General features: G+C 45.3%; 16 protein-coding genes. 10 read left to right on the forward strand and 6 right to left on the reverse strand.

What is annotated here, in order from left to right; translation table 11 throughout:
* Position 1: 1 nt before the first annotated feature.
* From E5342_RS10635 to E5342_RS10645, 3 genes are all read right to left on the reverse strand, one after another.
* Positions 2–1,747: a DUF4091 domain-containing protein gene (locus tag E5342_RS10635; RefSeq protein ID WP_135959348.1), complete on the reverse strand. Its 1,746-nt coding sequence runs from the start codon at positions 1,745–1,747 to the stop codon at positions 2–4.
* 107 nt (positions 1,748–1,854) lie between these two features.
* Positions 1,855–5,262: a TonB-dependent receptor gene (locus E5342_RS10640; protein ID WP_135959349.1), complete on the reverse strand. Its 3,408-nt coding sequence runs from the start codon at positions 5,260–5,262 to the stop codon at positions 1,855–1,857.
* Positions 5,263–5,451: 189 nt separating this feature from the next.
* Entirely contained in the window at positions 5,452–6,465 is a 1,014-nt protein-coding gene (locus E5342_RS10645) for a FecR family protein (RefSeq protein ID WP_121735206.1), read from the reverse strand.
* A gap of 110 nt (positions 6,466–6,575) precedes the next feature.
* Here E5342_RS10645 and E5342_RS10650 point away from each other — a divergent pair, with 110 nt between their 5' ends.
* The 6 genes from E5342_RS10650 to E5342_RS10675 all read left to right on the forward strand — a co-directional run bounded on the left by E5342_RS10650 (position 6,576) and on the right by E5342_RS10675 (position 16,427).
* Positions 6,576–7,118, forward strand: coding sequence for an RNA polymerase sigma-70 factor (locus E5342_RS10650; RefSeq protein WP_121735207.1), 543 nt, complete (start codon positions 6,576–6,578; stop codon positions 7,116–7,118).
* Between the two features lie 214 nt (positions 7,119–7,332).
* Complete coding sequence (locus E5342_RS10655; protein WP_121735208.1) at positions 7,333–8,304, forward strand: FecR family protein; 972 nt, start codon at positions 7,333–7,335, stop codon at positions 8,302–8,304.
* 172 nt (positions 8,305–8,476) lie between these two features.
* Positions 8,477–11,821, forward strand: coding sequence for a TonB-dependent receptor (locus E5342_RS10660; RefSeq protein ID WP_236651514.1), 3,345 nt, complete (start codon positions 8,477–8,479; stop codon positions 11,819–11,821).
* Positions 11,822–11,835: 14 nt separating this feature from the next.
* Entirely contained in the window at positions 11,836–13,341 is a 1,506-nt protein-coding gene (locus E5342_RS10665; RefSeq protein ID WP_135959350.1) for a RagB/SusD family nutrient uptake outer membrane protein, read from the forward strand.
* A gap of 84 nt (positions 13,342–13,425) precedes the next feature.
* On the forward strand, positions 13,426–14,856 hold the full coding sequence (locus tag E5342_RS10670; RefSeq protein ID WP_121735211.1) for a sulfatase family protein: 1,431 nt from the start codon (positions 13,426–13,428) through the stop codon (positions 14,854–14,856).
* Complete coding sequence (locus E5342_RS10675) at positions 14,853–16,427, forward strand: sulfatase family protein (RefSeq protein WP_135959351.1); 1,575 nt, start codon at positions 14,853–14,855, stop codon at positions 16,425–16,427. Before E5342_RS10670 ends, E5342_RS10675 begins: the two co-directional genes overlap by 4 nt.
* A 144-nt stretch (positions 16,428–16,571) precedes the next feature.
* Here the strand turns inward: E5342_RS10675 and E5342_RS10680 are convergent, their stop codons facing one another.
* Positions 16,572–17,663, reverse strand: coding sequence for a glycoside hydrolase family 76 protein (locus E5342_RS10680; RefSeq protein ID WP_135959352.1), 1,092 nt, complete (start codon positions 17,661–17,663; stop codon positions 16,572–16,574).
* A gap of 134 nt (positions 17,664–17,797) precedes the next feature.
* Between E5342_RS10680 and E5342_RS10685 the strand changes: the two genes are divergently transcribed.
* The 3 genes from E5342_RS10685 to E5342_RS10695 all read left to right on the forward strand — a co-directional run bounded on the left by E5342_RS10685 (position 17,798) and on the right by E5342_RS10695 (position 21,349).
* Positions 17,798–18,733: an alkaline phosphatase gene (locus tag E5342_RS10685; RefSeq protein WP_135959353.1), complete on the forward strand. Its 936-nt coding sequence runs from the start codon at positions 17,798–17,800 to the stop codon at positions 18,731–18,733.
* 11 nt (positions 18,734–18,744) lie between these two features.
* Positions 18,745–19,665, forward strand: coding sequence for an endonuclease/exonuclease/phosphatase family protein (locus E5342_RS10690; protein WP_121735215.1), 921 nt, complete (start codon positions 18,745–18,747; stop codon positions 19,663–19,665).
* Positions 19,666–19,771: 106 nt separating this feature from the next.
* Positions 19,772–21,349: a carboxylase gene (locus E5342_RS10695; RefSeq protein WP_135959354.1), complete on the forward strand. Its 1,578-nt coding sequence runs from the start codon at positions 19,772–19,774 to the stop codon at positions 21,347–21,349.
* Positions 21,350–21,490: 141 nt separating this feature from the next.
* On the opposite strand, the gene rpiB is transcribed toward E5342_RS10695, so the two are convergent.
* Both rpiB and E5342_RS10705 read right to left on the reverse strand, forming a co-directional pair.
* Positions 21,491–21,922 (reverse strand): ribose 5-phosphate isomerase B, encoded by a 432-nt coding sequence (gene rpiB / locus E5342_RS10700; RefSeq protein ID WP_121735217.1) that lies wholly within the window; start codon positions 21,920–21,922, stop codon positions 21,491–21,493.
* 2 nt (positions 21,923–21,924) lie between these two features.
* A complete protein-coding gene (locus E5342_RS10705) occupies positions 21,925–23,955 on the reverse strand; it encodes a transketolase family protein (RefSeq protein ID WP_121735218.1) in 2,031 nt (676 codons plus the stop codon).
* Between the two features lie 388 nt (positions 23,956–24,343).
* Between E5342_RS10705 and E5342_RS10710 the strand changes: the two genes are divergently transcribed.
* Positions 24,344–25,384, forward strand: a complete 1,041-nt coding sequence (locus E5342_RS10710) for a site-specific integrase (RefSeq protein WP_135959355.1) — start codon at positions 24,344–24,346, stop codon at positions 25,382–25,384.
* Positions 25,385–25,772: the final 388 nt, after the last annotated feature.

Below are 25,772 nucleotides of genomic sequence, written 5' to 3' on the forward strand. Positions count from 1 at the left end.
ATTATTTCGCCAAAAGATCGGACAGTTGACGGATGATGAGGTTACCCTTACGTACATCCGCCGAGATCTTGTTCTCATCGAACTCTTTCTCTTTCGGGAAGATAGACAAATGTTGGTCTAGCTGCTTCAATAAGCCTTGAGCTTGAGCGTTACCCGATTGGGCGGTCAGTTCCCGTAAGATACGGACCTTCTCGAAATCCACGATACCTTCTCTCATCTTCTCGAAGCGGATGCAACTTTTGCCTCCCGGATATACCATGTAGCAATCGCCTGCTGCCCAAGAGCCATGACGTGCGTCGCGATCGGCATCTTCCGGCCAAGCGTCGTAAGCCCATCGCAAGAAGCCGTCATAACCATACGCCATTACATACCAACTGATCCAACGTCCCTCGATAGGAGGGGAGAACACGAAGTTGTTCGGGATCGGCGGGTTACAGCATACGTATACGGTGGACGTGCGTCCGGTGGCGGCCCGTGCCTTTTGCTCGGCGATGGTAGGTTCCTCTCCGTAAAGGAAAGAATAATCGTCCAGCAGTCCGTCCAATTCCTTATGCCAATTGCCGGCGTAAGTGATCTTCCAGCATGTATCATGGTTACGCACGACATGGATCGCCGCCAAGGTCTCTTCCATCGGATTCTCGTTGATTCCGATATAGGTGATGTCCAACCAGCTTTTAGCTTCCAGATGGAACTTGAAGTCCGTGAGGAAGATATTCCACATCTTCTTGAATTCCTCCGAGCTTGGCGCCCAGTTGATATAAGAATAATCGCCCGTAGCCTTGTCCTTATAGCGGTGACGGAATCCCCAAGGAATCGGGGTATAGAGGGTGATTGCCTCGTTGATGCCACATTCCATCGCTAATTCTACGTACTCGTCGAAGATCTTGTAGTCGAAGGCCCATGTGCCGTCCGCTTTCTTGATCCACTCGATCATACCCCCCTCGATCATATAGGAGTTATCGGACCAAGGAGAATGTACTCCATAAGTCGTGATGTAGGTACCACCCGCATCGGCATAATGCTTCAAATGCTGCTTGAGAAGCATTTTATGTTCTGGTGACCACGGTTCCACGTGATTGTACCATGCCACGGCCCACGGGTTCTGCCATAGGTCCAGACGGTATTTCCAGTCTTTCGGATAGGGGAGCAACTGGTTTTGCACCACGATCTCCAGATTCAATAGTTGAGGAGCCTTGCCTTTCGCCCGCACCTCCACCTGTCCTTTATACGTACCGGGAGCGGTTCCTCTCGGCACATCCACCATCATCCATACCGGACGGGTGGTTTGGGAAGGGAGATCGAAGCGGTCCAGCGTCTCGAAACGGTCTGGCATCAAGAAGCCGGATTTGTAGGGAGATTCCCCGCAGATGGCTTTTTTCTCGGCATACGGATAATTGGACAATACATAACGCACCAACTCGAAGGTAATCCGATCTTTCGGGATGATGTTTCCCTCGGTGCTCCTCAAGTCCTGCGTAGAGACACGTACTTGTTCCAACGCTTCTGACGACCATACCAATATTTGGGCATTCGCTCTTTCCCCCCTCCAAACGGTCGTAGAGTAGGAAGATGATAAATCGTTGTCATGGTTTACGGGTACTTCCTTCCGGAAATAAAGCCGGTCGGTCGATCCGAAGGCGGAATGGATACCCGCCTGATTGCTCCAAGCGGGTTCATTCACGCAAAAATCAAATGTTAACTCCGGGTCATAGTGGTGACTCCGTACAGGAACAAACGTGGAATCCATCTGCCCCGGATACTATCCAGCTCACAACTGAATAGTCCTAAGGTGGCGGATAACGTGATAATTATATTGAATCGTTTCATAATATTCGTTTTATTAAATAGAAAACCTTAGAAAGTCAAGTCGATACCAAATGAGTAGTAACGTTGGAACGGATAGTTGAAACCTCCGGTGTCAGACTCTGGGTCCCAACCGCCTTTTACCCCGTGTATCTCGAATAAGTCTTGTCCGCTTACATAAAAACGAGTCCGCTCAATACCGATCTTCTGCAATAAGCTTTTCGGCAGGGTATATCCGATCTGGATGTTCTTTAGGCGTACGTAAGCGGCGTTGATCTTTTGCATCGTAGACGCTTGGTAGTTCCAATGCCTGATATCGCCGTGGGTCAGATGAGGATAATATGCGTCTTGACGATCCTCATTCCAGGTTTGCCCGTAATAGAACTGAGGCGGATATCTCCACCAGTCGCTCCAAGGCATGGAGAACTCACCTTCACGGAACAAGGTACGTTTAGCGACTCCTTGGAAGAATACGCTGATATCAAAGTTGTTCCACTTGGCACCCAAGTTTAATCCGAATGTATATCGGGGAGTGGTTGAGCCGACATACTTAGCGTCGCCGTCGTCCCCTTCCTTATCACCGTAAGTGGAGATTTTCCCATCGCCATTCAGATCCTTGAATTTGGCATCGCCGATACCGATATTAGAGGGTACGCCTTCCAGCTTCTTGTAAGCGTCCAGATCCGCTTGGTCCTTGACTACACCATCATATACATAGGCGAAATAGGAGTTGATGGGATATCCTTCTCTCGTCTTATTCAAGCCTAGCTCATAAGTGTCCGAGCCTCCGTATTCCACGAGTTTGTTCTTAGCGTCGCTCAATTGGAATTGTGCGGAATATTCGACATTACCGATTTTGTCCGTCCAGTTTAAGGTAAGCTCGAAGCCATTCGTACGCAATTTGCCCGAGTTCGTATCCGGGGGAGTTGCCCCTAGCATACTGGGATAAGTTACGGGGATCAACATATTATTGTTCATCTTCACGAAGTAGTCGAAAGAAAATCCTAAGCGGGAGTCTAAGAAAGCGGCATCAATACCTGCGTTGATATTCTCCAAGATCTCCCATGTGCGATTTACGCCGGCTAAGACATCCAGCCCCATCGCTTGTGTTTGTGAACCGCTGCCGAAAGGATAGGTCAATTTAGTTCCCCAACCGTCGTCCCTGAATTTTAGCAACTGGATATAATCGTATAGACGAATACCTTCTTGATTACCTGTTTGTCCGTAAGAAGCTCTTAGTTTCAATTCGTTGAATACCTTAGAGCTCTTTAGGAATTCCTCTTGAGAGATACGCCAGCTAGCGGATACGCCGGGGAACATTCTCCAACGGTTACCCGGGGCGAAGCGGGAGGAACCATCGTAGCGGAAGTTTGTCTCCAAGATATACTTATTCTTGAAGCTGTATCCGATACGGGCGAAAGCCGAGCTTGTCGCCCAATGTTTAGCTTTGGCGTCGTTCTTCATATTTCCGGTGCCACCAAGGTTGAGTTCCCATAATTCGTCTGTGATGAAATTATCTCGGCGTGCCATGAACATACGGACCTCTTCTGCCTCATAAGCCATACCTAACATGGCATCTAAATGATGATCCAGTCCGAAGTTCTTATTATAATTCAAGTAAGCCGTATAATTTTGATAGATGGTCTCCTCGGTCGTACGATCTACAGCGGATTGTTCGGGACTACCTGCTCCCGTATAATAATTGATGTCACCGTCCCATGTATAGAGCGGGATGGCTTTCGCTATATCCTCGTTATTCTTGTTTTTGTAGTTTAAGCCCACTTGAGCGTTAAACATGAGTCCGTCCGTGATATCGGCGATCAATCTAAAGTTACCGTTCATCTCCCGGGTATTGAACGTGGCGGTCTCGCTTTCCTTGGCCAGCGCTATTGCGTTGCTCCAGCCTCCTTGCGTGAAGAACTCTCCGTTGGCGTTATAGATCGGGAAGTTCGGCATATCAAACATCGCCTCGCCGATCACCCAAGCGCCATTACTTCCTATGTCCGTACGTTTCTGGTTATCCAAAGATACCTTTGTCTCTAATTTTAGCCACTTTGCCAATCGATAATCATAATTCATACGCAGATTGTATTTGGTATTATTATCGTCTGCGTATTTTACCACGCCAAATTGTTTGCTGTAGCCGGCGGATAGGTAATAGTTAGACTTCTCGCCTCCACCGGAGATTGTTAGGTTATGGCGATGTTGTACGCCATTGGTCTGCAACTCGTCCATCCAGTCCGTGTTCGTGAAAAAGAGCTTCCAGCCGGGTTGGGTGGGATGGTCGATAGGGTTCGGATCGTTCGCTAAGATGCGATCCAGAAGCTCTTGGGTGTAGAGTGGGGCGGCACCGTTGTGTATGTTCGCCTCGTTATCCATAATCGCCATCTCATAATTTGTCGGGGCTTTCATGATTCCGGTCATTTTCGTGATCGCCAAGTTCCCGTTGTAAGTAAGTTTCGGTGCTCCGCTCTTTCCTTTCTTAGTCGTGATTAATACAACACCTCCGGCGGCACGGGAACCATATATGGAGGCTGAGGCATCTTTCAATACCGAGATAGCCTCGATATCCTGCGGGTTGATCATATTCATATCCCCGGGGATTCCGTCGACCAAGACTAGCGGGGTATTCCCTCCGTTCGTGGAGGAGGCGCCACGCACGTTCAAGTCGAATTCCTCGTTACCCGGTTGTCCGGATGTTCGCTGAACGACCATACCGGGAATTTCTCCTTGCAAGGCGGACAGGACATTTGTAACCGGCTTAGAGTCGATTACCTCGGAGGATATTTTCGAGATCGCTCCGGAAAGATTGCTTCGTTTCTGTGTTCCGTAACCGATCACGACTACCTCATCAAGCTTCTGGGTGTCTTCCTTTAGCTGGATATTGATGGTTTTGTTGTTGCCTACGGCCACTTCTTCCGATAAATAGCCGATGTAGGATATGAGTAGGATCGATTTACCGTTCGCCTCGATGCTGTACTGACCGTTCAGGTCGGTAACCGTACCGTTTGACGTACCTTTTACCACGACGTTCGCTCCGATGATCGGTTCACCCCGTTCATCCGTAATGATACCGGTCACTTTTCGGTCTTGCGTCACCGGAACGAAGGGGTTGCCTGCGTTTCCAAGGCTGACGGCTATCGTGTTATTCTCCCGTTTAAAATAAAGATTGGCTTGTTGGGTGATCTCGTTCAATACGCTGTTGATGGGAGCGTTCTTGAACTTTAGGTTAACCTGTACGTTCCGGTTCGCGATGGCTTCTCCATAGAAAAACTTTAATCCTGTTTGCTTCGACAAATCATCGAAAACTTTTTGTATGGGTTGGTTTTTTACTTGAATCGTTATTCTTTCTTTCTGATTTTCTTGCGCTTGCAGAGGTTCGGGGGAGCCTAACGCTAAAAAAACTAAAATAATAGAACAACACATCCAATTATACCTAGTAATAGTTGGAAAGTTCATAATTTTGTATGTTTAAAGGTTGTTTTTATACACTTTTAAAAACAGGCCGATTTATGTAATCTCCAAGGGGGTTCAATCCAAGGGTGTACATATCGGGAAGGATAAAGGGAGATCGAAGGTCAGAGGTCGGTTTCCCTTTTTATGTAACTATGCTTAGGTCGTATCTTTCATGGCAAATCGATTTTAAGGTTAATAACTCGTTTTGTATAACACGATCCGGCTTCCTTCCTTCCGGTATCGGATGCCGGTTGAATATTGAATTGCGTTCAGTACGGCTTCCAGACTTTTATTGTCGTGCTCGCCATAGATGTAATCGTCGAATACGCTATTCGGATCGAGTACGATCGCTTGGTTATACATCCGTTCCAGATCATGTACAACGCTACTGATAGGTGTCCGGTTGAAATAAAGGCCACCTTGCAACCAGGCCGTTACTTTTTGGGCATCCTCATTCTTTTTAAGGATCTCTCCATTTGTGTTATTCACGATTACCTGTTCGTTCGGTAATAGGCGCATTACGCTTTCGGGCATATCCACCTCAACTTTTCCGGTCCGGACGCTGACGGCCATCAATTCATCCTCTTGATAGGCCTTTACGTTGAAAGAGGTTCCGAGTACTTTTACGTCGGCTTTTCGGGTCCGGACGATGAAGGGCTTGCTCTCGTCTCTCATGACATTGAAAAAAGCTTCTCCCTCCATTTCGACCAAACGGATGTCAGAGGTAAATTCCGTTGGGTATCGCATGACGGTACCGGCGTTTAGATGAACGATCGTGCCGTCGGGAAGGGTGACTTGCTTATGTTCGCCATGATTGACGCTTATTTTCGTTAGGAGATGTTCGCTGGCAGATGTATGTTGTTCCGTTGGATGACTTAGGTATAGTTTCGCTCCGAATCCGATGGAAACGATAATCGCTATGCTCGCCGCGTACTTGATGAAAGTGGATAGGGAGATTCTTCTTTCTCTTTTACGTGTCTTATCCAACAGGTCTTGCGCCTCCTTCTTATAAAGCAGATGATCATGGGAACTGGATTGAGGTAAGTATTGCGCCTTGTTCCAGACCCGGTCCATTTCACTTTCTAATTCAGCCCGCTCGGTTATGGATGCGGCTAGCTTCCGTAAGGTCTCTATATCGTTCCGTGTATAGAGTCCATTTACATATCGGATTAATAAATCATTTATATGTTTGTTTTCTTCTTTCATTATTTCTCGTGCTATATTAATAGTACAAAGAAGTCCGGGAGAACTGGGATGTCATTAACTTTTATTAGTATATGATTTTAGTATCTTTGCGAAACGATATGTGATGCTAAATGAAAGAGAAACAAATTATAAAGTCATTGAAAGAAGGAGATAGGGAGGCTTTTTCGATGTTGTATAAACAATATTGGGAAAAGGTTTATCATTTCTGCGGGCTTTATTTAAATAGCCGGGAAGTGATCGAGGATGTGGTACAAGAGGTGTTTATCAAGGTCTGGGAGTCGAGGGAATTTATCCGGGAGGATGATAACTTCAAGGGGCTTCTGTTTATCATCACCCGTAACTTGATCTTTAACCAACACCGGAAGAACGTGAACGAGGATTTCTATAAAATGACGGTCTTGTCCGCTATGGAGACCTCTTACGACTTAGAGGAAGAGATCACCGCCTATAACCTGGGGGAGTATATCGATCATTTGATAGAGGAATTGCCGGAAAGACGCCGGATTATCTTCAATCTAAGCCGGAAGGAGCATAAAAGCTATAAAGAGATAGCCTTGCAACTCAGTATTTCCGAGAAGACCGTTGAGAACCAGATCAGCGAAGCCTTGAGGTTCCTGAAGAAAAATATCATGTTACTTATCTGGTTTATCTAATTTATCTAGTTGCCTTGACTGAATCCTTTATGCCTGCTGCAACCCGCCTTGCAGTAGTACTGCACCGCACGTGCAGTGACGCTGCAACAGGCGTGCAGTAACACTGCAAGGCGGGTTGCAGTAATCTTACACATAAGTTTTGAGATTTTTTTATCATCCAATAGGGGGAAGAGAGCCGTGGCGTGTATTTATAAATAGAACAAGAATAATAAACATGAGCGAAGATACGAGAACGATATTGAAGAAGTTGATGAAGGATGCTCTGGATGAGAAAGATCGGCAACATTTGTTGTACGACTCAAAGGTGGAAGAGCGCATGCGTTGCCAATGGGACGAGCCTGCGGATCGCGTGAATCCCGTGGTGGGAAATCGTATGTGGAAACGAATCATAGCCCGGACAATGGCGACAAATGGTGTCCGTAAACTTTGGCTCTATAAGATTACGGCGATAGCCGCCTCCATGTTGCTGCTTTTAGGTGTAGGAAGCGTAGTTCATTGGTCTCATACGAAAGAAGATCAATATATATATGTAATGGCCTCCGGTGTCCGTTGCATAGAGTCGGTTTCCTTATCGGACGGCACGACCGTGAGAATGGGGCCGAATAGCCAATTGATCTACCCAAAGAGTTTCGATGGCAAGACCCGTGATGTGGAATTAAAAGGGCAAGCCTTCTTCGACGTAGCGAAAGACCGGGAAAGACCATTTACCGTGCATACCAAGAACATGGATGTAACGGCCTTGGGCACGGCCTTCGAGGTTTTCAATTATGATTCCGAGAGCAGGTTGGAGACGATCCTGTTGAACGGTAAGGTGAAGATCGGTTTGGGAGATCCCAATGTGAAGAACAGGCATGAGGTGATATTGAATCCGAATGAGATGTTGGTTTTCGACAAACAGGCGAATACCGTGAGAGTTAAGACGGTTAACGCCGAGGACTATTCGGCTTGGCGTAACGGTGTCCTCAGTTTTGAGAACGAACGCTTGAGTATGATCCTTACCCGTCTGGAGCCTTGGTTCGGGCGGAAGATAAAGTGCCCGAAAGAGATAGCGGAGAAATATCGGTTTACGTTTAAGGTACGGGATGAGTCTTTGGAGCGAATCTTGTTTATGTTAAGCAATACGTCACCCATTAAATACAGAGAGAAAGACAATGAATATGAACTATATATAGAGGGAGATAAATGAGTGTCTAATATTAAATTTTAAGAGATATGTTTGTTAACAGTTCTTGAGTCTAATAAAAAAACAGGAAGAAAAACTAGGTTTCTCCTCCTGATCAAATGTTCTTGACGGCAGGCGTTAGGAGTTGAGAGGCCGACACACCTGCTAATTTATTCATCAGAAACATTACAAAGTTATGAAAAAAATCAGAAAAGTAAACCGAGTCATGAAGATAAGTGCGTTGTTATCCTTGGCTTTCGCATGTACTGTATCCGCTTCTACCTATGGACAGAATTATAAGCTTTCCATGAATAAACAGGATTGCAGTATATCGGAAGTGCTAAAAGAAATAGAGAAAAATAGTGAGTACACGTTCTTCTTGAATGATAATCAAGTAAATGTAAATAGGAAAACGAGTGTAAAAGCAAATAATGCCTCGTTAGAGGAGGTCTTAGAGCAAGCCTTGAAAAATACGGGATACCAATATGAGATTGTAGACCGGCAGATTATAATTAAGTCAAAGAGTGTTTCAAGTGTCTCACATCCGAATGCCTTATTCCAGTCTTCGCCACGAAAGATTACCGGGCAAGTAAAAGATGCCTTGGGAGAACCCATTATCGGGGCGAATGTTGTCGTTAAAGGAACTACGAACGGAACGATTACGGATATCGATGGAAACTTCAGTCTGGAAGTACCGGACAATGCGATCTTGGTAGTTTCTTATATCGGTTATACGGATCGTACGGTCGAGGTCGGTAATTCTTCGAAAGTAATGGTCAGTCTGTCCGAGGATACCCAGAAGTTGGATGAGGTTGTGGTCGTAGGTTACGGAACGCAGAAGAAAGTGAATTTAACGGGAGCGATCTCCTCTTTGGATGCGGAGACATTGGAGAATCGCCCGATCACCAACTCGACCCAAGCGTTGCAAGGTACGCAAGGTGTTTACGTAAATCAAGCGGGCGCTCAGCCGGGAGCGGACGGGGCGACGATTCGTATTCGTGGTCAGGGAACCTTGAACGATAATAATCCGTTGATTTTGGTGGATGGCATCAAGTTCCCGTTGGAAGCGGTAAATCCGAATGATATTGAGAGTATTTCCGTATTGAAAGATGCGGCTTCTTCCGCCATCTATGGTTCTCGTGCGGCGAATGGTGTTATCTTGGTGAAGACAAAAGGAGGAAAGAAAGGTAAGTTTACGGTAGATTACAACAACTATTTCGGTGTGCAACAAGCCACTTATCTGCCGGATTTCGTGTATGATCCAATTGTCTTTATGGAGCAAAGAAACCAGGCGCAACGCAATGAGGGAAAACTTACGGTAGATTACTCAGATGAGTTGATCGAGGAGTATCGTCAAGGAATGAAGACGGATCCGATCATGTACCCGCAGAATAACTGGCTGGATATCATGTATAACAACGCCTTTATCATGGAGCATAACATGCGTTTCTCAGGAGGTGATGATAAATATACGTATTCTGTATCTTTAGGCTATGGCGATCAGAACGGAGTGTTACGTGGTACGGACGCAAATAAGTATACATTGGCCGTGAATACGACCGCGCAGGTAAATAGCCGCTTGAAGATTGGCGCTAATATCAATGCGCATTACCAGATTCATAACGCTCCGGTATCCGGTGTAGCAAACTTGGTAGAGATGACTTATAAAGCGCAAGCTTTCCACCCGACTTATACCGCTGATGGTCGTTATGCGGATACATTCATTCGTACTCCGGGACACAATATTTATCGCCATCCATTAGCTCTGGCTGATGAGGGCGAGAATAAACATAAAGCCTTGCGTATGTTGGCGAATTTGTCCGCCGAGTATAAGTTGCCGTTTGATATCGTGTATAACTTGAACGTGGGTTTGAATAAGTATGATTATCTACAATCTCGTTTCGCTCCACAGGTATATGAGTATCAATTGAAGACAAATGAGGAGAAGAAGATCGTTTTTGACGGGCAAAATACAAGAAATGCCTATAAGAAAGACAGGAATGATTTGTCTGCTACCATATTCAATACGTTGTCTTGGGGAAAGAAATTCAATGATGTTCACGATGTGAAGATCTTGGCCGGTTACAGTTATGAGAGCGTTGACAAGACGGAATTCTCAGGGAAAATAGAGGGTTTCTTGGGTAATGATCTGCATGAGTTAGGAGCTGGATCTAGTAATTCTTTAGCGGATGGAACTTCTTCCAGATCGGTTTTGATGTCCTATTTCGGTCGTGTGAATTATGGGTTCAAGGATCGCTATTTGCTGGAAGGTAATTTCCGTTATGATGGTTCTTCTCGTTTTGCGAAGGGTAATCGTTGGGGTGTATTCCCATCTTTCTCAGCCGGCTGGCGTTTGAGCGAGGAGGAGTTTATGAAAGATCTTCCTTGGGTATATAATTTGAAATTACGTGCTTCGTGGGGACAACTCGGTAATGAGCGTATCGATTTATTCCGTTATGTGGACTTGATGAATCTGGATGCTAAATATTCATTGAATGGTGAGATCCAGACAGGCGCAGCTGTTACGGCATATAATGATCCGAACATTACTTGGGAGACTACGACGATGACGAACGTCGGATTGGATGCTTCTTTGTTTAATGGTAACTTCGATTTCTCATTTGAGTATTTTGATAAACGTACATCTGATATCTTGAGAAAGGTTATTTTGCCTCAACAGGTGGGTAGCTTGGATGGCCCGATCCGTAATATTGGTGAGGTTAGCAATAAAGGTTTCGAGTTGAATTTAGCCTATCGGAATAATATCGGGGATTTCCGTTATGAGGTAAATGGAAATATGACCTTTATCAAGAATAAGATCGTAAGCCTGAAAGATCAGACCATTATTGATGGAATGTTTATTTTGGAGGAAGGAAAGCCTATCGACTCTTATTATATGTTGCATGCGATCGGAATCTTCCAATCAGAAGAGGAGATCAAGAACAGCCCGTATCAGACAGCCGCTACTAAACCGGGTTATTTGAAGTTCGAGGATGTGAATGGAGACGGTAAGATCACCGAGGATGACCGTAAGATCTGTGGAGGTGTTATTCCGAAGATCACGTATGGTTTCAATATCAATTTGGGATATAAGAACTTCGATTTGGCAGCGTTCTTCCAAGGTGTTACGGATGTCTATACATATGGAGACCGTATCGGTGCTACCCCATTGTGGTTTGGTTGCGGTTTGCCGGAGCAATGGCTGACGGATGCTTGGACTCCGGAACGTGGAACGAGTGCTACGTTACCTATCTTGACTACGTATGAGGGGTGCTTGAATGAGAACTTCCGTACGAATGACTTTTGGCTGAGAAATGCTTCCTATTTGCGTTTGAAGAACTTGCAGTTGTCTTATAATGTCCCGGCTTCTTTCTTGAAAAACGGTGTTATCAAGAGACTGAAGATCTTTGCTAATGCGCAAAATTTGTTTACCTTCTCTCCGATGAAAGATTTTGATCCGGAGAAAGATTTGAAGGGAAGTAATTGGTATGCTTATCCATCTGTTCGGACATATACGGCAGGTGTTAATGTTACATTTTAAATAAAGGTATAGTTATGAGACATAAAATATATAATATGATATGTGTAGCTGCCGCATGTATGTGCTTGGCTGCTTGCGATAGCTGGCTGGATGTAGATCCTTCCGATCAGTATTCTACGGACACATTCTGGAAAACGAAAGAACATGCCCATGCGGGATTGATGGGATGTTATAATGCGTTGATGCCTTGGCGTTCTTTACATACAATGGAGTTTGATATGTTGACTGCCAATGCAATGCCTTATAATGAGGCAAATGGTACTCAAGCTATAGGAAAAGGAGAACATCTGTCTACTACGGCGTTAATTGGTTCTTTGTGGAAGAACTGTTATACGGGTATTGGGCGTGCGAACACGTTTATAGCGAATATGCCTACCGTAGAAATGGAGGAAAAGGCTAAAAATGAGATGATCGGAGAGGCTAAATTCTTGCGCGCTTTTTTCTACTTGAATATGGTAGATAAATTTGGAGGGGCTCCTCTGATCACAGAAGCTCCTAATGCGGATACACAAGCGGAATTGCCGAGAAATTCCAAGGAGGAAGTAGTGGATCAAATTCTGAAGGATTTGGATGAGGCTGCGGCTGTTTTACCTAAGAGTTATTCAGGATCGGACTTAGGCCGTGTTACGAAAGGTGCGGCTTTGGCTTTGAAAGCACGTGTTTTATTGTATAATTCTCGCTGGGTTGAGGCGGCTAAAGCAGCTAAGGAGGTGATGGACTTGGGAGAATATAAGTTGTTTGATGATTATCGTCACTTCTTTAGTGAGGCAAATAAACACAATTGTGAGGTAATTTTCAATATTGAGACGAGGATACCTGAGTTCTCTACGAACTATGACCAAGATATTTGGCGTTTAAATCGTCCTGCTCCTTTAAAAGAATTAGTTGATACATATTTGTGTATAGATGGCAAGACGATAGAGGAATCGCCACTTTATAATCCGGCTCAACCTTATGAAAATCGAGATCCTCGTTTGTTAAAGTCTATTGTTTGTATTGGTTATCCTTATTTGGGAATGACAATTACTAAAGAAAATGTAGCGACTACTGGGTTTGGTGTAAAGAAATATACCTCTTATGAAGATGATGTAACGATTCCTTTAGTAGAACGTTCCGCTTTTAACTTTATCTTGATTCGTTATGCGGAAGTTTTATTAACGTATGCTGAGGCTCAGAATGAGGCAAATGGACCAGATCAATCAGTTTATGATGCTATTAATCAGTTGCGTAAACGTCCGGATATCAATATGCCGGAAGTACCAAAAGGTTTGACGAAAGACCAAATGCGTGAGGTAATCCGCCGTGAACGCCGTATCGAGTTGGCCTTTGAAGGACTCTACTATTCGGATATCTTGCGCTGGAAAACCGCCGAGAAAGAGAATAATGGAATGATGCATAATTATGAGGGAATAGAAGTCGTGAAACGTTCTTTTAATCCGAAACGAGATTATTTATGGCCGATCCCTTATAACCAAACAGTCTTGAACCCTAATTTGGAGCAAAATCCGAACTGGGATTAATTCTTGGATAAATTAAAAACTGTTATCTTTGAAGTGCCAAACATAGGATGGCACTTCAAAGATAATATATCAATAAATAATATCATGAAGAATAAACTAATGTTACTGACGGCCGCCTCAGCTTTTTCAATGGCAGGCATAGCCGCTGATTACACGAATATCGTCCTGATTAATTTGGATGATGTGGGGTACGGAGATTTTTCTTTTAATGGGGCTTACGGATATACCACTCCGAATATCGACAAAATGGCGGCGGAAGGCGTTCGTTTTACCCACTTCTTGGCGGGACAGCCGATCAGTGGAGCGTCTCGTGCCGGCTTGTTGACCGGTTGTTATCCGAATCGTATCGGTTTCGCTGGTGCTCCGGGACCGGATTCGAACTATGGAATTCATCCCGATGAGATGACGATTGCCGAGGTATTGAAACAGAAAGGATATAGTACCGCTATCTTCGGTAAATGGCATTTAGGCAGCCAAAAAGAGTTCCTTCCCTTGCAAAATGGCTTCGATGAGTATTATGGCTTGCCGTATTCTAACGATATGTGGCCTTTCCATCCGCAACAAGGTGAGATTTTTAATTTTCCCGATTTACCGACTTATGATGGAAATGAGATTATCGGTTATAATACGGACCAAACACGGTTGACTACGGATTATACCACCCGTTCTGTTAATTTCATCAAGAAGAATAAGAATAAGCCTTTCTTCTTGTATCTGGCCCATAATATGCCGCATGTTCCATTGGCTGTCTCCGATAAGTTCAAGGGAAAGAGCGAGCAAGGCTTGTATGGGGATGTGATGATGGAGATCGATTGGAGTGTAGGTGAGGTACTCAAGACATTGCGTGAGCTTGGTTTAGAGGATAATACATTAGTGATCTTGACTTCCGATAACGGACCATGGACCAATTATGGAAATCACGCTGGTTCCGCCGGTGGTTTGCGGGAGGCTAAGGCGACTACCTTTGACGGAGGAAATCGTGTTCCTTGTATCATGTATTGGAAGGGGAAGACCCAGCCGGGCACTACTTGCAATAAGTTGGCTTCTAATATCGACCTTCTGCCTACTTTCGCCGAGATCAGCCAGGCGCCGCTGCCTACTCGTAAGATCGATGGCGTTAGTATCTTATCATTGATAGAGGGCAAGAAAGATGCGAATCCTCGTGAATCTTTTGTCTATTATTATAACAAGAATGACTTGGAGGCTGTCACGGACGGTATGTTTAAGCTAGTATTCCCTCATAAGTATGTTACTTACGGGGCTTATGAGCCGGGTAATGACGGTCAGCCGGGTAAGTTGACGAATTTGGAGATCATGAAACCTGAAATGTATGACTTGCGTCGTGATCCGGGAGAGCGTTATAATGTGATCACCCAGTATCCTGAGGAAGCTGCGAAATTGATGAGGATCGCCAACCTGAAACGTCATGAGTTAGGGGATAACCTAACGCGCGTAAAGGGAACGGAGCGTAGGGAACCGGGTCTAGTACAAGGGAAAAAACGTCATGACCTATGAAACAGTCGATCATTAGTATCGGAGTGACTGCCTGTTGTCTTTCGGGAAACGGGCAGTTTCTCTTTGCCGCCGATAAACCGGCGCAAGAGGAACGTCCCAATATATTGTTTATCCTATCGGATGATCATACTTCCCAATCGTGGGGTATTTATGGGGGTGTGTTGGGCGAGTATGCCCGCAACGAGAATATCCGCCGCTTGGCTGCTGAGGGTTGCGTGTTGGATAATTGTTTTTGTACGAACTCGATCTCTTCTCCGAGTCGTGCGGCGATCTTGACCGGGGCTTATAGTCACGTGAACGGTGTTTACACATTAAGTGATTCTTTTGATTCGGAACAGGATAATATCGCCAAGCAAATGCAAGCGGGAGGTTATCAGACCGCTTTGGTCGGTAAATGGCATCTGAAAACGCAACCGAAAGGTTTCGACTTCTATTCCGTGTTTCATGACCAGGGCGAGTACCGGGACCCTACTTTTATAAATTGTACGGAACCTTGGCCGGGGGAACGCAATTTCGGGGAGCGGGTACGCGGTTTTTCTACGGATATCGTGACGGATAAGGCGATCCGCTGGATGAAAGAGGCCGATAAGAACCGGCCTTTCATGATGTGTTGTCATTTCAAGGCTACACACGAGCCTTGGGATTTCCCGGAACGGATAAGGCATTTGTATGACGGTGTTGTTTTCCCGGAACCGGAGAACTTATTTGATTGGGGGGCAGAGACGAATGGACGTACTTTCTCCGGACAACCTTTGGAGGAATTAGCCCGTCGTTGGGATGTGGCATCACAAGATCCTGATAAATGGTGGTGCCGGTATCCGGAGTTGCCCTTTACGACGAGGGGGATGCACCGATCTGCCGCTCGCGGTGCCGCTTACCAGAAATTGGTGCGAGACTATTTGCGTTGCGGGGCTACGATTGATGATAATATCGGGAAGTTATTGAAAGTGCTGGACGATATGGGAATCGCCGATAATACGATCGTGGTGTACGTATCCGACCAAGGTTATTTCTTAGGTGAGCATGGTTTCTTCGATAAGCGTATGATGTATGAGGAGTCTCTACGTATGCCTTTCGTGATCCGTTACCCGAAAGAGATCCCGGCGGGGACTCGCAATAAGGATATGATCTTGAACGTGGATTTCGCTTCTTTGCTGGCGGATTATGCGGGCGTGAAAACCCCGAAGGAATCGCAGGGTCATAGTTTCCGCGATAATCTGAAAGGAAATACTCCTAAGGATTGGCGTAAGGAGATGTATTATCGTTATTGGACCCAACATTCGAACCGTCCGGCTCATATGGGTATCCGTAATGAACGGTATAAATTGATGTTCTTCTATGGCGACCGTCTGAACATGACCGGTTCGGAGGATAAGACCACTACGCCCGCATGGGAGTTTTACGACCTTCAATCCGATCCTCGTGAGAATCACAACGCTTACAACGATCCCCAATACGCCGAGATCATCCGGAAAATGAAGGAGGAGATGCTGAAGCTGCGGAAAGAGGTCAAGGATGAGGACACGAATACTCCTAGGATGAAGGAGATTATGGATGCCTTTTATTGGTAAAAGGGAATGCCTATATTGGTATCGCCTCATGCCACTACTCTTGAGGGCTTGAGGCGATACTGTTGTAGCCTTACGCCACTATTGCCATCGCCCCTCGTCAATACTTGTACAGGACAGCGATGTTTTTAATATATATGATTATCTCTATTTCGTTAACTTATAAGCCTCTATCACGCACTCCAAAGCGCAGGCGTTTGCTGCCGAGCTTTCCTTGTGGAAAGGGCCGTACCAATAACAACCGAAGCTTTTGGATGTGGGGTCATAATCTTTCGTGATGATGGATTCTGCGTTTTTCAAGATGAAATCTTTATAAGCCTGATTCTTTGTCACTTCATACAAGAAGGCTAAATGACGGATGAAGATACCCTTAAATTGGACCCCGTCGTTGCTATCATCGATCTCGGGCTTCATTTCACGGAGAATACCCTCATTGGTTACCAATCGCTTGGTAATGGTAGCGTTGGCGATCTTTTCCGCTAGCTCCAAGTAAGATTTATCGTTGGTTTGGAGATACATCTCGGCTAAGACGGCGATAGCTACGCCTTGGTTATACGTGTAGTGGGCGTTGCGGTTGGGGGTACAATCGTCTTTCGTGCCATCCTCGATTTGGTAGATGTCCGTATTGATCATGCCGGTTCGCATATACCAATCCACGTTCTTCTTGAACCAGTCGAGGTACGCCGGATTTTGGGTCGCTTTATATAATCGGATAGCTGTCAGGGAGAACAGGTTGTTCGCTATGGAGTTTTTGTAATGTAAAGGGTTCTTTTTCCAGAAGATGCCACCTCCGCAAGCGTCGCTCCAGCCGGTCGTCATATCATCGAATATGATCTCGGCCATATCTAGGTACTTTTTCTCTCCGGTCAGTTTGGAGGCCTCGATCCATGCCAATGCCCACCAACCCTCGTCATCGTAATAATCGTTGATGAAGTTGTCGCAATAACGGGGAGTGCCGATTGAGTCTACACCTACTTGGTAATGACGGGCTTTCTCGAATACATCCTCTATGACAGATGGGATGGCCAGATCTTTGGTTACGGCACCGTAGCGAATGGTGGCGGTTAATACGTTCGCCGAGTTCCACCAGCCAGCTGTTTCCCAAATACCGGTCGTGTCGTTTCTCCAGCTTAGGGAGGTTTGTACGCTTTCTCGCATCTTTCCCTCAAAAGGGGAAGGTTTGCTACAGGATAGCATGAAAAATACAAGCAATACGCTTGTCAGGAAATGTTTGTACATACGTATTTATTAAAATAAGATTAGATTAAGCCACAAAGATAAATGATCTTTTTGAAGTTTATTTAAACTTTGTACCTTTGTCTGACGGAATCTAAGATACTTCAATATTAATCATAAAAGAAAAACACGGTAAGATGAAAAAACAAATCTTATTTATTTGTTGTGCGGTGATCGCATACTGCCTGAGCGCCTGTAATACGGCACCTCAGCAAGTGCCTTTGAAAGAGAAGAATCTGCCAAAGCATGTAATCTTGATTGGTTTCGACGGCTTGAGCGCCCATTGCTTGAATAGTGGGGCGGATATGCCTACTTTCCGTAAGATGATGGCGGAAGGTGCCTCCACATTAGAGAATCGTTCGATCCTGCCTTCGTCGAGTGCTTGTAATTGGGCTTCCATGTTTATGGGAGCGGGGCCAGAGTTGCACGGATATACGGAGTGGGGATCTCGTACGCCAGAGCTTCCTTCCCGTGTCGTGAATAGCGACAACCGTTTCCCGAATATCTTCGGCATGTACCGGGATAAGGCTCCCGAGGCCGAGATCGGCTATATCTATGAGTGGGAAGGCATGAATTATCTGGTGGATACCTTGGCCATGAGCTTCCGTAAGCATGCCCCGATGTCGGCTGAGAACCCGAACGGATGTACCCCGGTAGCCGTTCAGTATATCAAGGAGAAGAAGCCGAACCTTTGTGCGATCATATACGATCAGCCGGATGGTACCGGACATGGCAAGGGATGGAGTTCCCCTGAATATTTTGCGATGGTGAATCATTTGGACAGTTGCTTGACGCAAGTGATGGACGCTGTTCGTGAGGCGGGTATCATGGATGATACGGTGGTTATACTGACGGCCGACCACGGCGGTATCGAGACCGGTCACGGTGGCAAGACGATGAACGAGATGCAAACCCCGATCGTTTTCTATGGAAAGAACGTAAAGAAAGGCTTCAAGATCCCGGAGAGTACGATGGTATATGATATCGCTGGTACGATCGCTTATTTATTGGATGTGCGGCAGCCGCAAGTGTGGATCGCACGTCCGATCATGTCTGCGTTTGATAATAATTAAAAATATGGATCATGAGGAAGATACTTTATTCTTTTATTTTAATCTTTTGTGCGTTGTTTGCGTTACAGGCGGAGACAATGGTGGTTGCTACATATAATTTGCGTAACGCTAACGGCAGCGATTCCACGAATGGTAACGGTTGGGGACAACGCTATCCCTACATCGCCCAGCTCGTACAGTTTCACGGGTTCGATATCTTTGGTACCCAAGAGGGCAAATATCCACAATTGCAGGACTTGAGGCAAGCCATGCCTGGATACGATTATATCGGCGTGGGACGTGACGATGGTAAGCAGGCGGGAGAGTATTCGGCTATCTTTTACCGCACGGACAAGTTCGAGATTTTGGAGCATGGCGATTTTTGGTTATCCGAGATCACCAACCGCCCGAATAAAGGCTGGGATGCCGTTCTTCCCCGTATCTGTACGTGGGGTGAGTTCCGTGATAAGCAAACCGGTTTCACTTTCTTGTTTTTCAACCTTCATATGGACCATATAGGCGTACAGGCACGTACTGAGAGCGCCAAGCTGATCTTGAAGAAGATCAAGGAGTTTCCCAAGAAACTTCCCGCTATCCTTACTGGTGATTTCAACGTGGACCAAACAAGTGAGTCCTATGAGTTTTTAGATGGTTCCGGTATCATGCGTGATTCTTATGAGATCGCTGATTTCCGCTATGCCCCAAATGGTACCTTCAACGGTTTCCATCCGGACCGGAAGACCGAGAGCCGCATTGATCACCTTTTTCTTACGAAAGAATTTGAGGTGAAGAAGTATGGAATTTTAACGGATACCTATCGCTCCGAGGTGAAAGAAAGCATTCAGAAGGAGCAAAACGGTAATTTCCCGAAAGAGGTATCATTGAGCAAATATGAGGCCCGTACCCCTTCTGACCACTTTCCCGTAATGATCGTTGTGGAAGTCAAAGACTGAGGTTTTAGAAAAATTGGTTATTATTAACCCCGTAATCTTTATCAAATTTGTTTAGATCTTGTTATATAATCAGAATATTGACTAAAACGATCTAAACAAATTTGGTATGATACGTAAATTATTGATTCGTGATTTGACTCTTTGCGATGGTCAGCAATCGGCATTCGCTACAAGAATGTCTCAAGTGCAGATAGACCGTGTGCTTCCTTACTACAAAGATGCGGGCTTTTACGCCATGGAAGTATGGGGCGGGGCGGTTCCCGATTCCGTGATGCGTTATTTGGGTGAGAATCCGTGGGACCGTTTAGAGATCATCAAAGAGAAAATAGGTAATACCTCAAAGCTATCCGCTCTTTCCCGTGGGCGTAATTTATTCGGTTATAATCCTTATCCCGACAAGATTATAGAAGGCTTTTGCCGGAACTCTATTCGTTCTGGTATTGATATCATGCGTATTTTCGATGCTTTGAACGATGTGGATAATGTAAAATCCACGATCCGTTATGTGAAGAAATTCGGGGGGAAGGCCGATTGTGCCATCTGTTATACGATAGATCCTCACCATTCTCCGGTAGAACGTATAAAAGCCGCCTTGCATGGACGGCCCTTGCATAAGCCTGTTTTTACGAATGAGTATTTCTTAAACAAGGCCCTTCAACTGGAGTCGCTGGGCGCTGATATGATCACCCTGAAGGATATGAGTGGTTTGATACCTCCGGCTCGTACGGCGGAATTGGTGCGATTGTTCAAGAAGAACTTGAAAGTACCAGTGGATTTCCATACGCATTGTACGCCCGGCTACGAATTGGCGTCGGTTGTATCTGCCATTATCAATGGGGTGGATATCGTTGATACGAATATATGGAACTTCGCCGGAGGACCGGCCGCTCCCGCCGTGGAGCTGGTCTATATCTTCTGCAAGAAATTAGGTATAGAGCTGGATCTTGATATGGATGCGATTGCTAAGATCAACAAGGAATTATTGACGATCCGCAAGGAACTTTCTGTGTTCGATACCGCTAAGAAATTCCCGAGGCCTTTTAATCCTGTAGAGAATAGTTTCCCCGCTGAGATCGACCGCTTCTTCAACGATGCCATCGAGGCCGCTCGGAAAGATAAGGAGGACGATTTGCTGCTTTATTGCCATGCGATCGAGGAGTATTTTGATTTCCCTGAGCCGAATGAGTTGGTGAAAAAAGCGCAGATCCCGGGAGGTATGTATACGAATATGGTTGCCCAGTTGAGGCAATTGGGGCAGATCGACTTGTTGGAGAAGGCGATGTCGCTCATTCCGCAAGTAAGGATGGATGCCGGCTTGCCTCTGTTGGTGACGCCTACGAGCCAGATTATCGGGGCGCAAGCGGTTTCCTGTGCGTTGGATGAGCTGAAAGGTCGCCCTATGTATAGTAATCCTTCCAATCAGTTTATCGCCTTGGTAAAAGGAGAGTATGGCAAGACACCGATTCCGGTAGATTCTGCGTTTCGGTTGAAAATCGCCGGCGTACAAAATGAGGTGCCTTACGACGGTTCCCATTATGTGATGCAAGAGAATCCGGTATTGGAGGATTTGGAGGTACTATTGGCTGAGAATGAGAAAGAAATACTGTTGCTGGAGTTATTCCCGACGGTAGCCCGTACATTTTTAACTAAATGGAAAGAACAAAAAGCGAGATCGAATGTTTGATAGTAGAAAGTCTTCAAATTTGGCATCCGTCATCTATTATATGTACGTTGCCGTTTAAACGGTGATACGAAAAGGCTCTCCGAATGGTAAACGAACCATGGGAGAGCCTTCTTTTATTATAAAGTGACTTTTTTGCGGACTTTACAAAGGGATCTTGTCTATACGCCGTTGGTGGCGACCACCCTCAAAAGGTGTATCTAAGAATATTTCAACGATTTTCTTAGCCTCTTCTTGACTGATAAAACGACCGGGCATTGATAACACGTTTGCGTCGTTATGCTCACGTGCCAGCTTAGCGATATCCTCTTGCCAGCATAAGGCAGAACGGATACCCCGATGCTTATTCAAGGTCATACTAATGCCATTTCCCGTACCGCAGACAGCTATTCCCGGATAAACCTCGCCGGCTTCTACGGCCTTGCCCATCAGATGGGCGAAATCCGGATAATCGCAACTGTCAGAGGAATAAGTCCCAAAATCTTTGTAAGATAATCCCCGTGCGTCGAGGATTGTCTTTATATATTCTTTCAACTCAAAACCAGCGTGATCGCTACACAAACCTACTATACCCATCTTTATGCCAATAATTCTTTTACTTGGTTATAAACATTCTTGGCCGTGAAGCCTAATTTCTCATCAAGTACCTTGTAAGGAGCGGAGAAACCGAAGGACTCAAGTCCCCATACCTTACCGTTAGGACCTACCAACCCTTCCAGATTAACCGGAAGACCAGCGGTTAAGCCGAAAATCCTGCTTTCTGTGGGAAGGATAGATTCTTGGTACTCTTTGCTTTGTGAACGGAATAGACCTTCGGAAGGAACGGAAACGATACGAACCTTTATGCCATCGGCACGAAGTAGGGCGGCACCCTCGACCAAAGTCGATACCTCGGAACCGGAAGCCAAAAGAATTACATCCGCATTAGCGTCTTCATTGACGATATAGGCACCCTTCTCCGCTTGCAAAGCCTCTTGATAACGGTTTTCCTTGGCGGGAAGATCTGTGATATTCTGACGGGAAAGAATCAATGCTGTAGGAGTGTAAACGTTCTCCATCGCTAGTTTCCATGCGACTGTTGTCTCCACAACGTCTGCCGGACGAAGTACCAACATGGAGCTATGCCCCTTATGATTCTTTAATTTCTCTAATAAACGAACTTGAGCTTCTTGCTCTACCGGCTCGTGCGTAGGTCCGTCTTCTCCAACACGGAAAGCGTCGTGTGTCCAGATGAACTTAACGGGCTGCTCCATCAATGCGGCCATACGTAACGCAGGCTTCATATAATCGGAGAATACGAAGAATGTACCGCAAGCGGCGATCACGCCACCATGTAAAGACATACCGATACAGATACAAGCCATAGAAAGCTCGGCTACACCCGCTTGGAAGAAAGCTCCGCTAAAGTCGCCTTTCACGAAAGCATGGGTCTTTTTCAAGAAACCGTCTGTTTTATCGGAATTGGAAAGGTCGGCGGAAGCGACGATCATGTTTTCTACATGGGTAGCAAGCACTCCTAATACGGTAGCGGAAGCGGCACGAGTCGCTTGATTCGCTTTCTGCTCGATAGCGGCCCAGTCGATTTGAGGAGCCTTTCCGGAGAACCATTGCTCCATTTTAGCCGCTAAGTCCGGGTGAGCTTTCGCCCATACGTCTTTAATGGCGTAACGCTCAGCGATGATTACTTCCAGTTCTTTCGCACGTTTGGCATATAATTCTGCTACTTCAGGGAAGATCGTGAACGGATGTTCCGGGTCACCACCTAGGTTCTTGATCGTATCTGCGATGGAAGCTCCTGCCGCAGATAAAGGTTGCCCGTGAGTAGATACCTTATTCTCGTAACAGCTGTTATCAGCGCCGACAGCACCTTTACCCATAATGGTGTTACCGATGATCAAAGTCGGTTTGGAGATCTCGGCTTTAGCCTCTTTCAAAGCCTTACGGATCTCGTTTACGTCGTTACCGTTTATTTGAATGACTTTCCAGCCCCAAGCCTCGTATTTCATGGCTACGTTCTCTGCGTCAACGTCTTCTACCTTGGTAGATAGCTGTACGTTGTTTGCGTCGTAGAACATGATCAGGTTGTCCAGTCCTAAAGTTCCGGCGATACGTCCGGCACCTTGTGAGATTTCCTCTTGGATACCTCCATCGGAAATATATGCGTAAATAGTCTGGTTCATTACTTCCTCACCCAGACGTGCTTTCAAGAATTTAGCCGCGATAGCCGCACCTACCGCATAAGTATGTCCTTGTCCTAGCGGGCCGGACGTGTTTTCGATACCACGCATAACGTCTACCTCTGGATGTCCCGGAGTAACGCTTCCCCATTGGCGGAACTGTTGAAGTTCATCCAATGTGAATTTGCCGCTTAAAGCCAGTACGGAATAAAGCATCGGAGACATATGTCCCGGGTCAAGGAAGAAACGATCGCGTCCTTCCCATTTGGGATTCTTGGGATCGTATATTAAGAACTCTGAGAACAGTACGTTAACAAAGTCTGCACCACCCATAGCGCCACCCGGGTGTCCGGAGTTCGCTTTCTCCACCATTGACGCAGCCAGTATACGGATGTTATCAGCTGCTTTGTTCATTACTTGAATATCGTTCATTTTATCAGATGAATTATTTATTTGACCGCAAAGATACAACAAAGAAGCGAAAGTGAGTGCGAAATGGGGAAAGAATGTTGTCTGTTAGCGATTTAACAGTATTTGCCAAGATGTTACAATACCATCAAATGCCAATGAAAAGCCAAGAAATGACAAAGTTTCGTTACTATACCATTACTTTGATTCTTGATTTCAATGGAGTATATTGGTTGCTGTAACTGATTGAATAGCAATGTTTGTTAAGCGATTGCAGTTGCAAATATAGGAAAATTTCTCATATCTTCGTTCCTGTTTCGCTTCGGCTGATTCTTTTGCACCGATACGCTGTGTTTTGCCTATCGTCACTCAACTCTACAAGTAATAATTTCGCAAACAAAAAAGTAGAGTTATGAGCAGAAGCACTTTCAGAGTATTATTCTATCTCAAACGCAATGCCCCGAAAAAGAACGGGCTTGTGCCTGTGATGTGCCGCATCACCGTAAACGGCAAGATTTCCCAATTCAGTTGCAAACTGGATGTAGAGGAAAAGTTATGGAATGTCAGTCTCGGCAGAATGTCGGGAAGAAGCATTGTTGCACAAGAAACCAACCGAATGTTGGATAAAATCAGAATAGGCATCAACAAGGCTTATCAAGAAATTATGGATAGGGATGGTTATGTGTCTGCAGAGAAGGTCAGAAATGCTTTCTTGGGTATGGGACAAAACCATAAAACCCTGCTTGCTGTATTTCGACAGCACAATGAAGATTACGCCAGACAAGTGGGCAAGATGAAAAGCCAACGCAGTTATTGGAAGTATTGCACCGTTTACGACCATTTGGAAGAATTCATCAAGCATCGCTACAAGGTAAGCGATATTGCCTTGCGTGAGCTGTCCCCGGCATTCATCACCGACTTCGAGTTGTTCCTCCGTACTGAGAAGAATCATTGCACCAATACCGTATGGTCGTATATGATGCCGTTCCGCAGTATTATATATACAGCCATCAACAACGGTTGGTTACAACGCGACCCGTTTTATGCTTATCGTATTACAAAGGAAGAAACCAAAAAAGGATTCTTAACCAAAGAAGAAATCACGATGCTTATCAACGGAACATTCAAGAAGAAAAGTTACGAACTGATTAGAGACCTTTTCATTTTCTGTTGTTTCAGCGGATTGAGTTGGAGGGATATGTATAATCTCACAACCGACAATTTACAAACATCATTCGATGGGCATTTATGGATTAAGACCAATCGACAAAAGACGGGAACGGAAACCAATATCCGATTGCTCGACACTGCCAAACATATCATCGAGAAGTATCAAAGTCTGGCGGAAGGCAATAAATTGTTGCCTGTACCCTGTTATGCCAATTGCCGACATGGGATAAAGGCTGTGGCTAAACTATGCGGAATTCAAAAGAACGTCTGTTGGCACTCGTAGAGACACTATGATATGTCTTTTCGTTTGAAAATGAATGGCTTGCAGAAACTTATTTCTTGACAGGTAACGATTTAGAAACGAGCGAAGTTCTGTATTCTGTTTTGTTCTGCATTACATCAAAAGAACGCCATCTTGAACGCAAAAGTACAAATTTTATTTGGGAATCCAGATAGTTGGAGAAAGAAATTGCTCATAATCGGAAAAATTCCATAGCACAGATCTGTCTCCGTGTATATTCGCAGAACTTCTTCGGGGTTTGTTTGCCGTTTTGACGAGTAGGCGCTATATTTTTTCATCCTTTTATGGACTTATTTCTTTTTGGATGATACACTTCTTCTTCTTACGTTCTTATTTCCCAAATATTTTAGGTACTTTTGCAATTGGATTT

Origin of the sequence: Parabacteroides distasonis (assembly GCF_004793765.1) — a bacterium.
Classification (GTDB): Bacteria; Bacteroidota; Bacteroidia; order Bacteroidales; family Tannerellaceae; genus Parabacteroides; species Parabacteroides distasonis_A.

Bases quoted from the DNA above. Each gene is read 5' to 3' on its own strand.
- E5342_RS10635 (WP_135959348.1), bottom strand. From the start codon at position 1,747: ATGGATTCCACGTTTGTTCCTGTACGGAGTCACCACTATGACCCGGAG.
- E5342_RS10640 (WP_135959349.1), bottom strand. From the start codon at position 5,262: ATGAACTTTCCAACTATTACTAGGTATAATTGGATGTGTTGTTCTATT.
- E5342_RS10645 (WP_121735206.1), bottom strand. From the start codon at position 6,465: ATGAAAGAAGAAAACAAACATATAAATGATTTATTAATCCGATATGTA.
- E5342_RS10650 (WP_121735207.1), top strand. From the start codon at position 6,576: ATGAAAGAGAAACAAATTATAAAGTCATTGAAAGAAGGAGATAGGGAG.
- E5342_RS10655 (WP_121735208.1), top strand. From the start codon at position 7,333: ATGAGCGAAGATACGAGAACGATATTGAAGAAGTTGATGAAGGATGCT.
- E5342_RS10660 (WP_236651514.1), top strand. From the start codon at position 8,477: ATGAAAAAAATCAGAAAAGTAAACCGAGTCATGAAGATAAGTGCGTTG.
- E5342_RS10665 (WP_135959350.1), top strand. From the start codon at position 11,836: ATGAGACATAAAATATATAATATGATATGTGTAGCTGCCGCATGTATG.
- E5342_RS10670 (WP_121735211.1), top strand. From the start codon at position 13,426: ATGAAGAATAAACTAATGTTACTGACGGCCGCCTCAGCTTTTTCAATG.
- E5342_RS10675 (WP_135959351.1), top strand. From the start codon at position 14,853: ATGAAACAGTCGATCATTAGTATCGGAGTGACTGCCTGTTGTCTTTCG.
- E5342_RS10680 (WP_135959352.1), bottom strand. From the start codon at position 17,663: ATGTACAAACATTTCCTGACAAGCGTATTGCTTGTATTTTTCATGCTA.
- E5342_RS10685 (WP_135959353.1), top strand. From the start codon at position 17,798: ATGAAAAAACAAATCTTATTTATTTGTTGTGCGGTGATCGCATACTGC.
- E5342_RS10690 (WP_121735215.1), top strand. From the start codon at position 18,745: ATGAGGAAGATACTTTATTCTTTTATTTTAATCTTTTGTGCGTTGTTT.
- E5342_RS10695 (WP_135959354.1), top strand. From the start codon at position 19,772: ATGATACGTAAATTATTGATTCGTGATTTGACTCTTTGCGATGGTCAG.
- rpiB (WP_121735217.1), bottom strand. From the start codon at position 21,922: ATGGGTATAGTAGGTTTGTGTAGCGATCACGCTGGTTTTGAGTTGAAA.
- E5342_RS10705 (WP_121735218.1), bottom strand. From the start codon at position 23,955: ATGAACGATATTCAAGTAATGAACAAAGCAGCTGATAACATCCGTATA.
- E5342_RS10710 (WP_135959355.1), top strand. From the start codon at position 24,344: ATGAGCAGAAGCACTTTCAGAGTATTATTCTATCTCAAACGCAATGCC.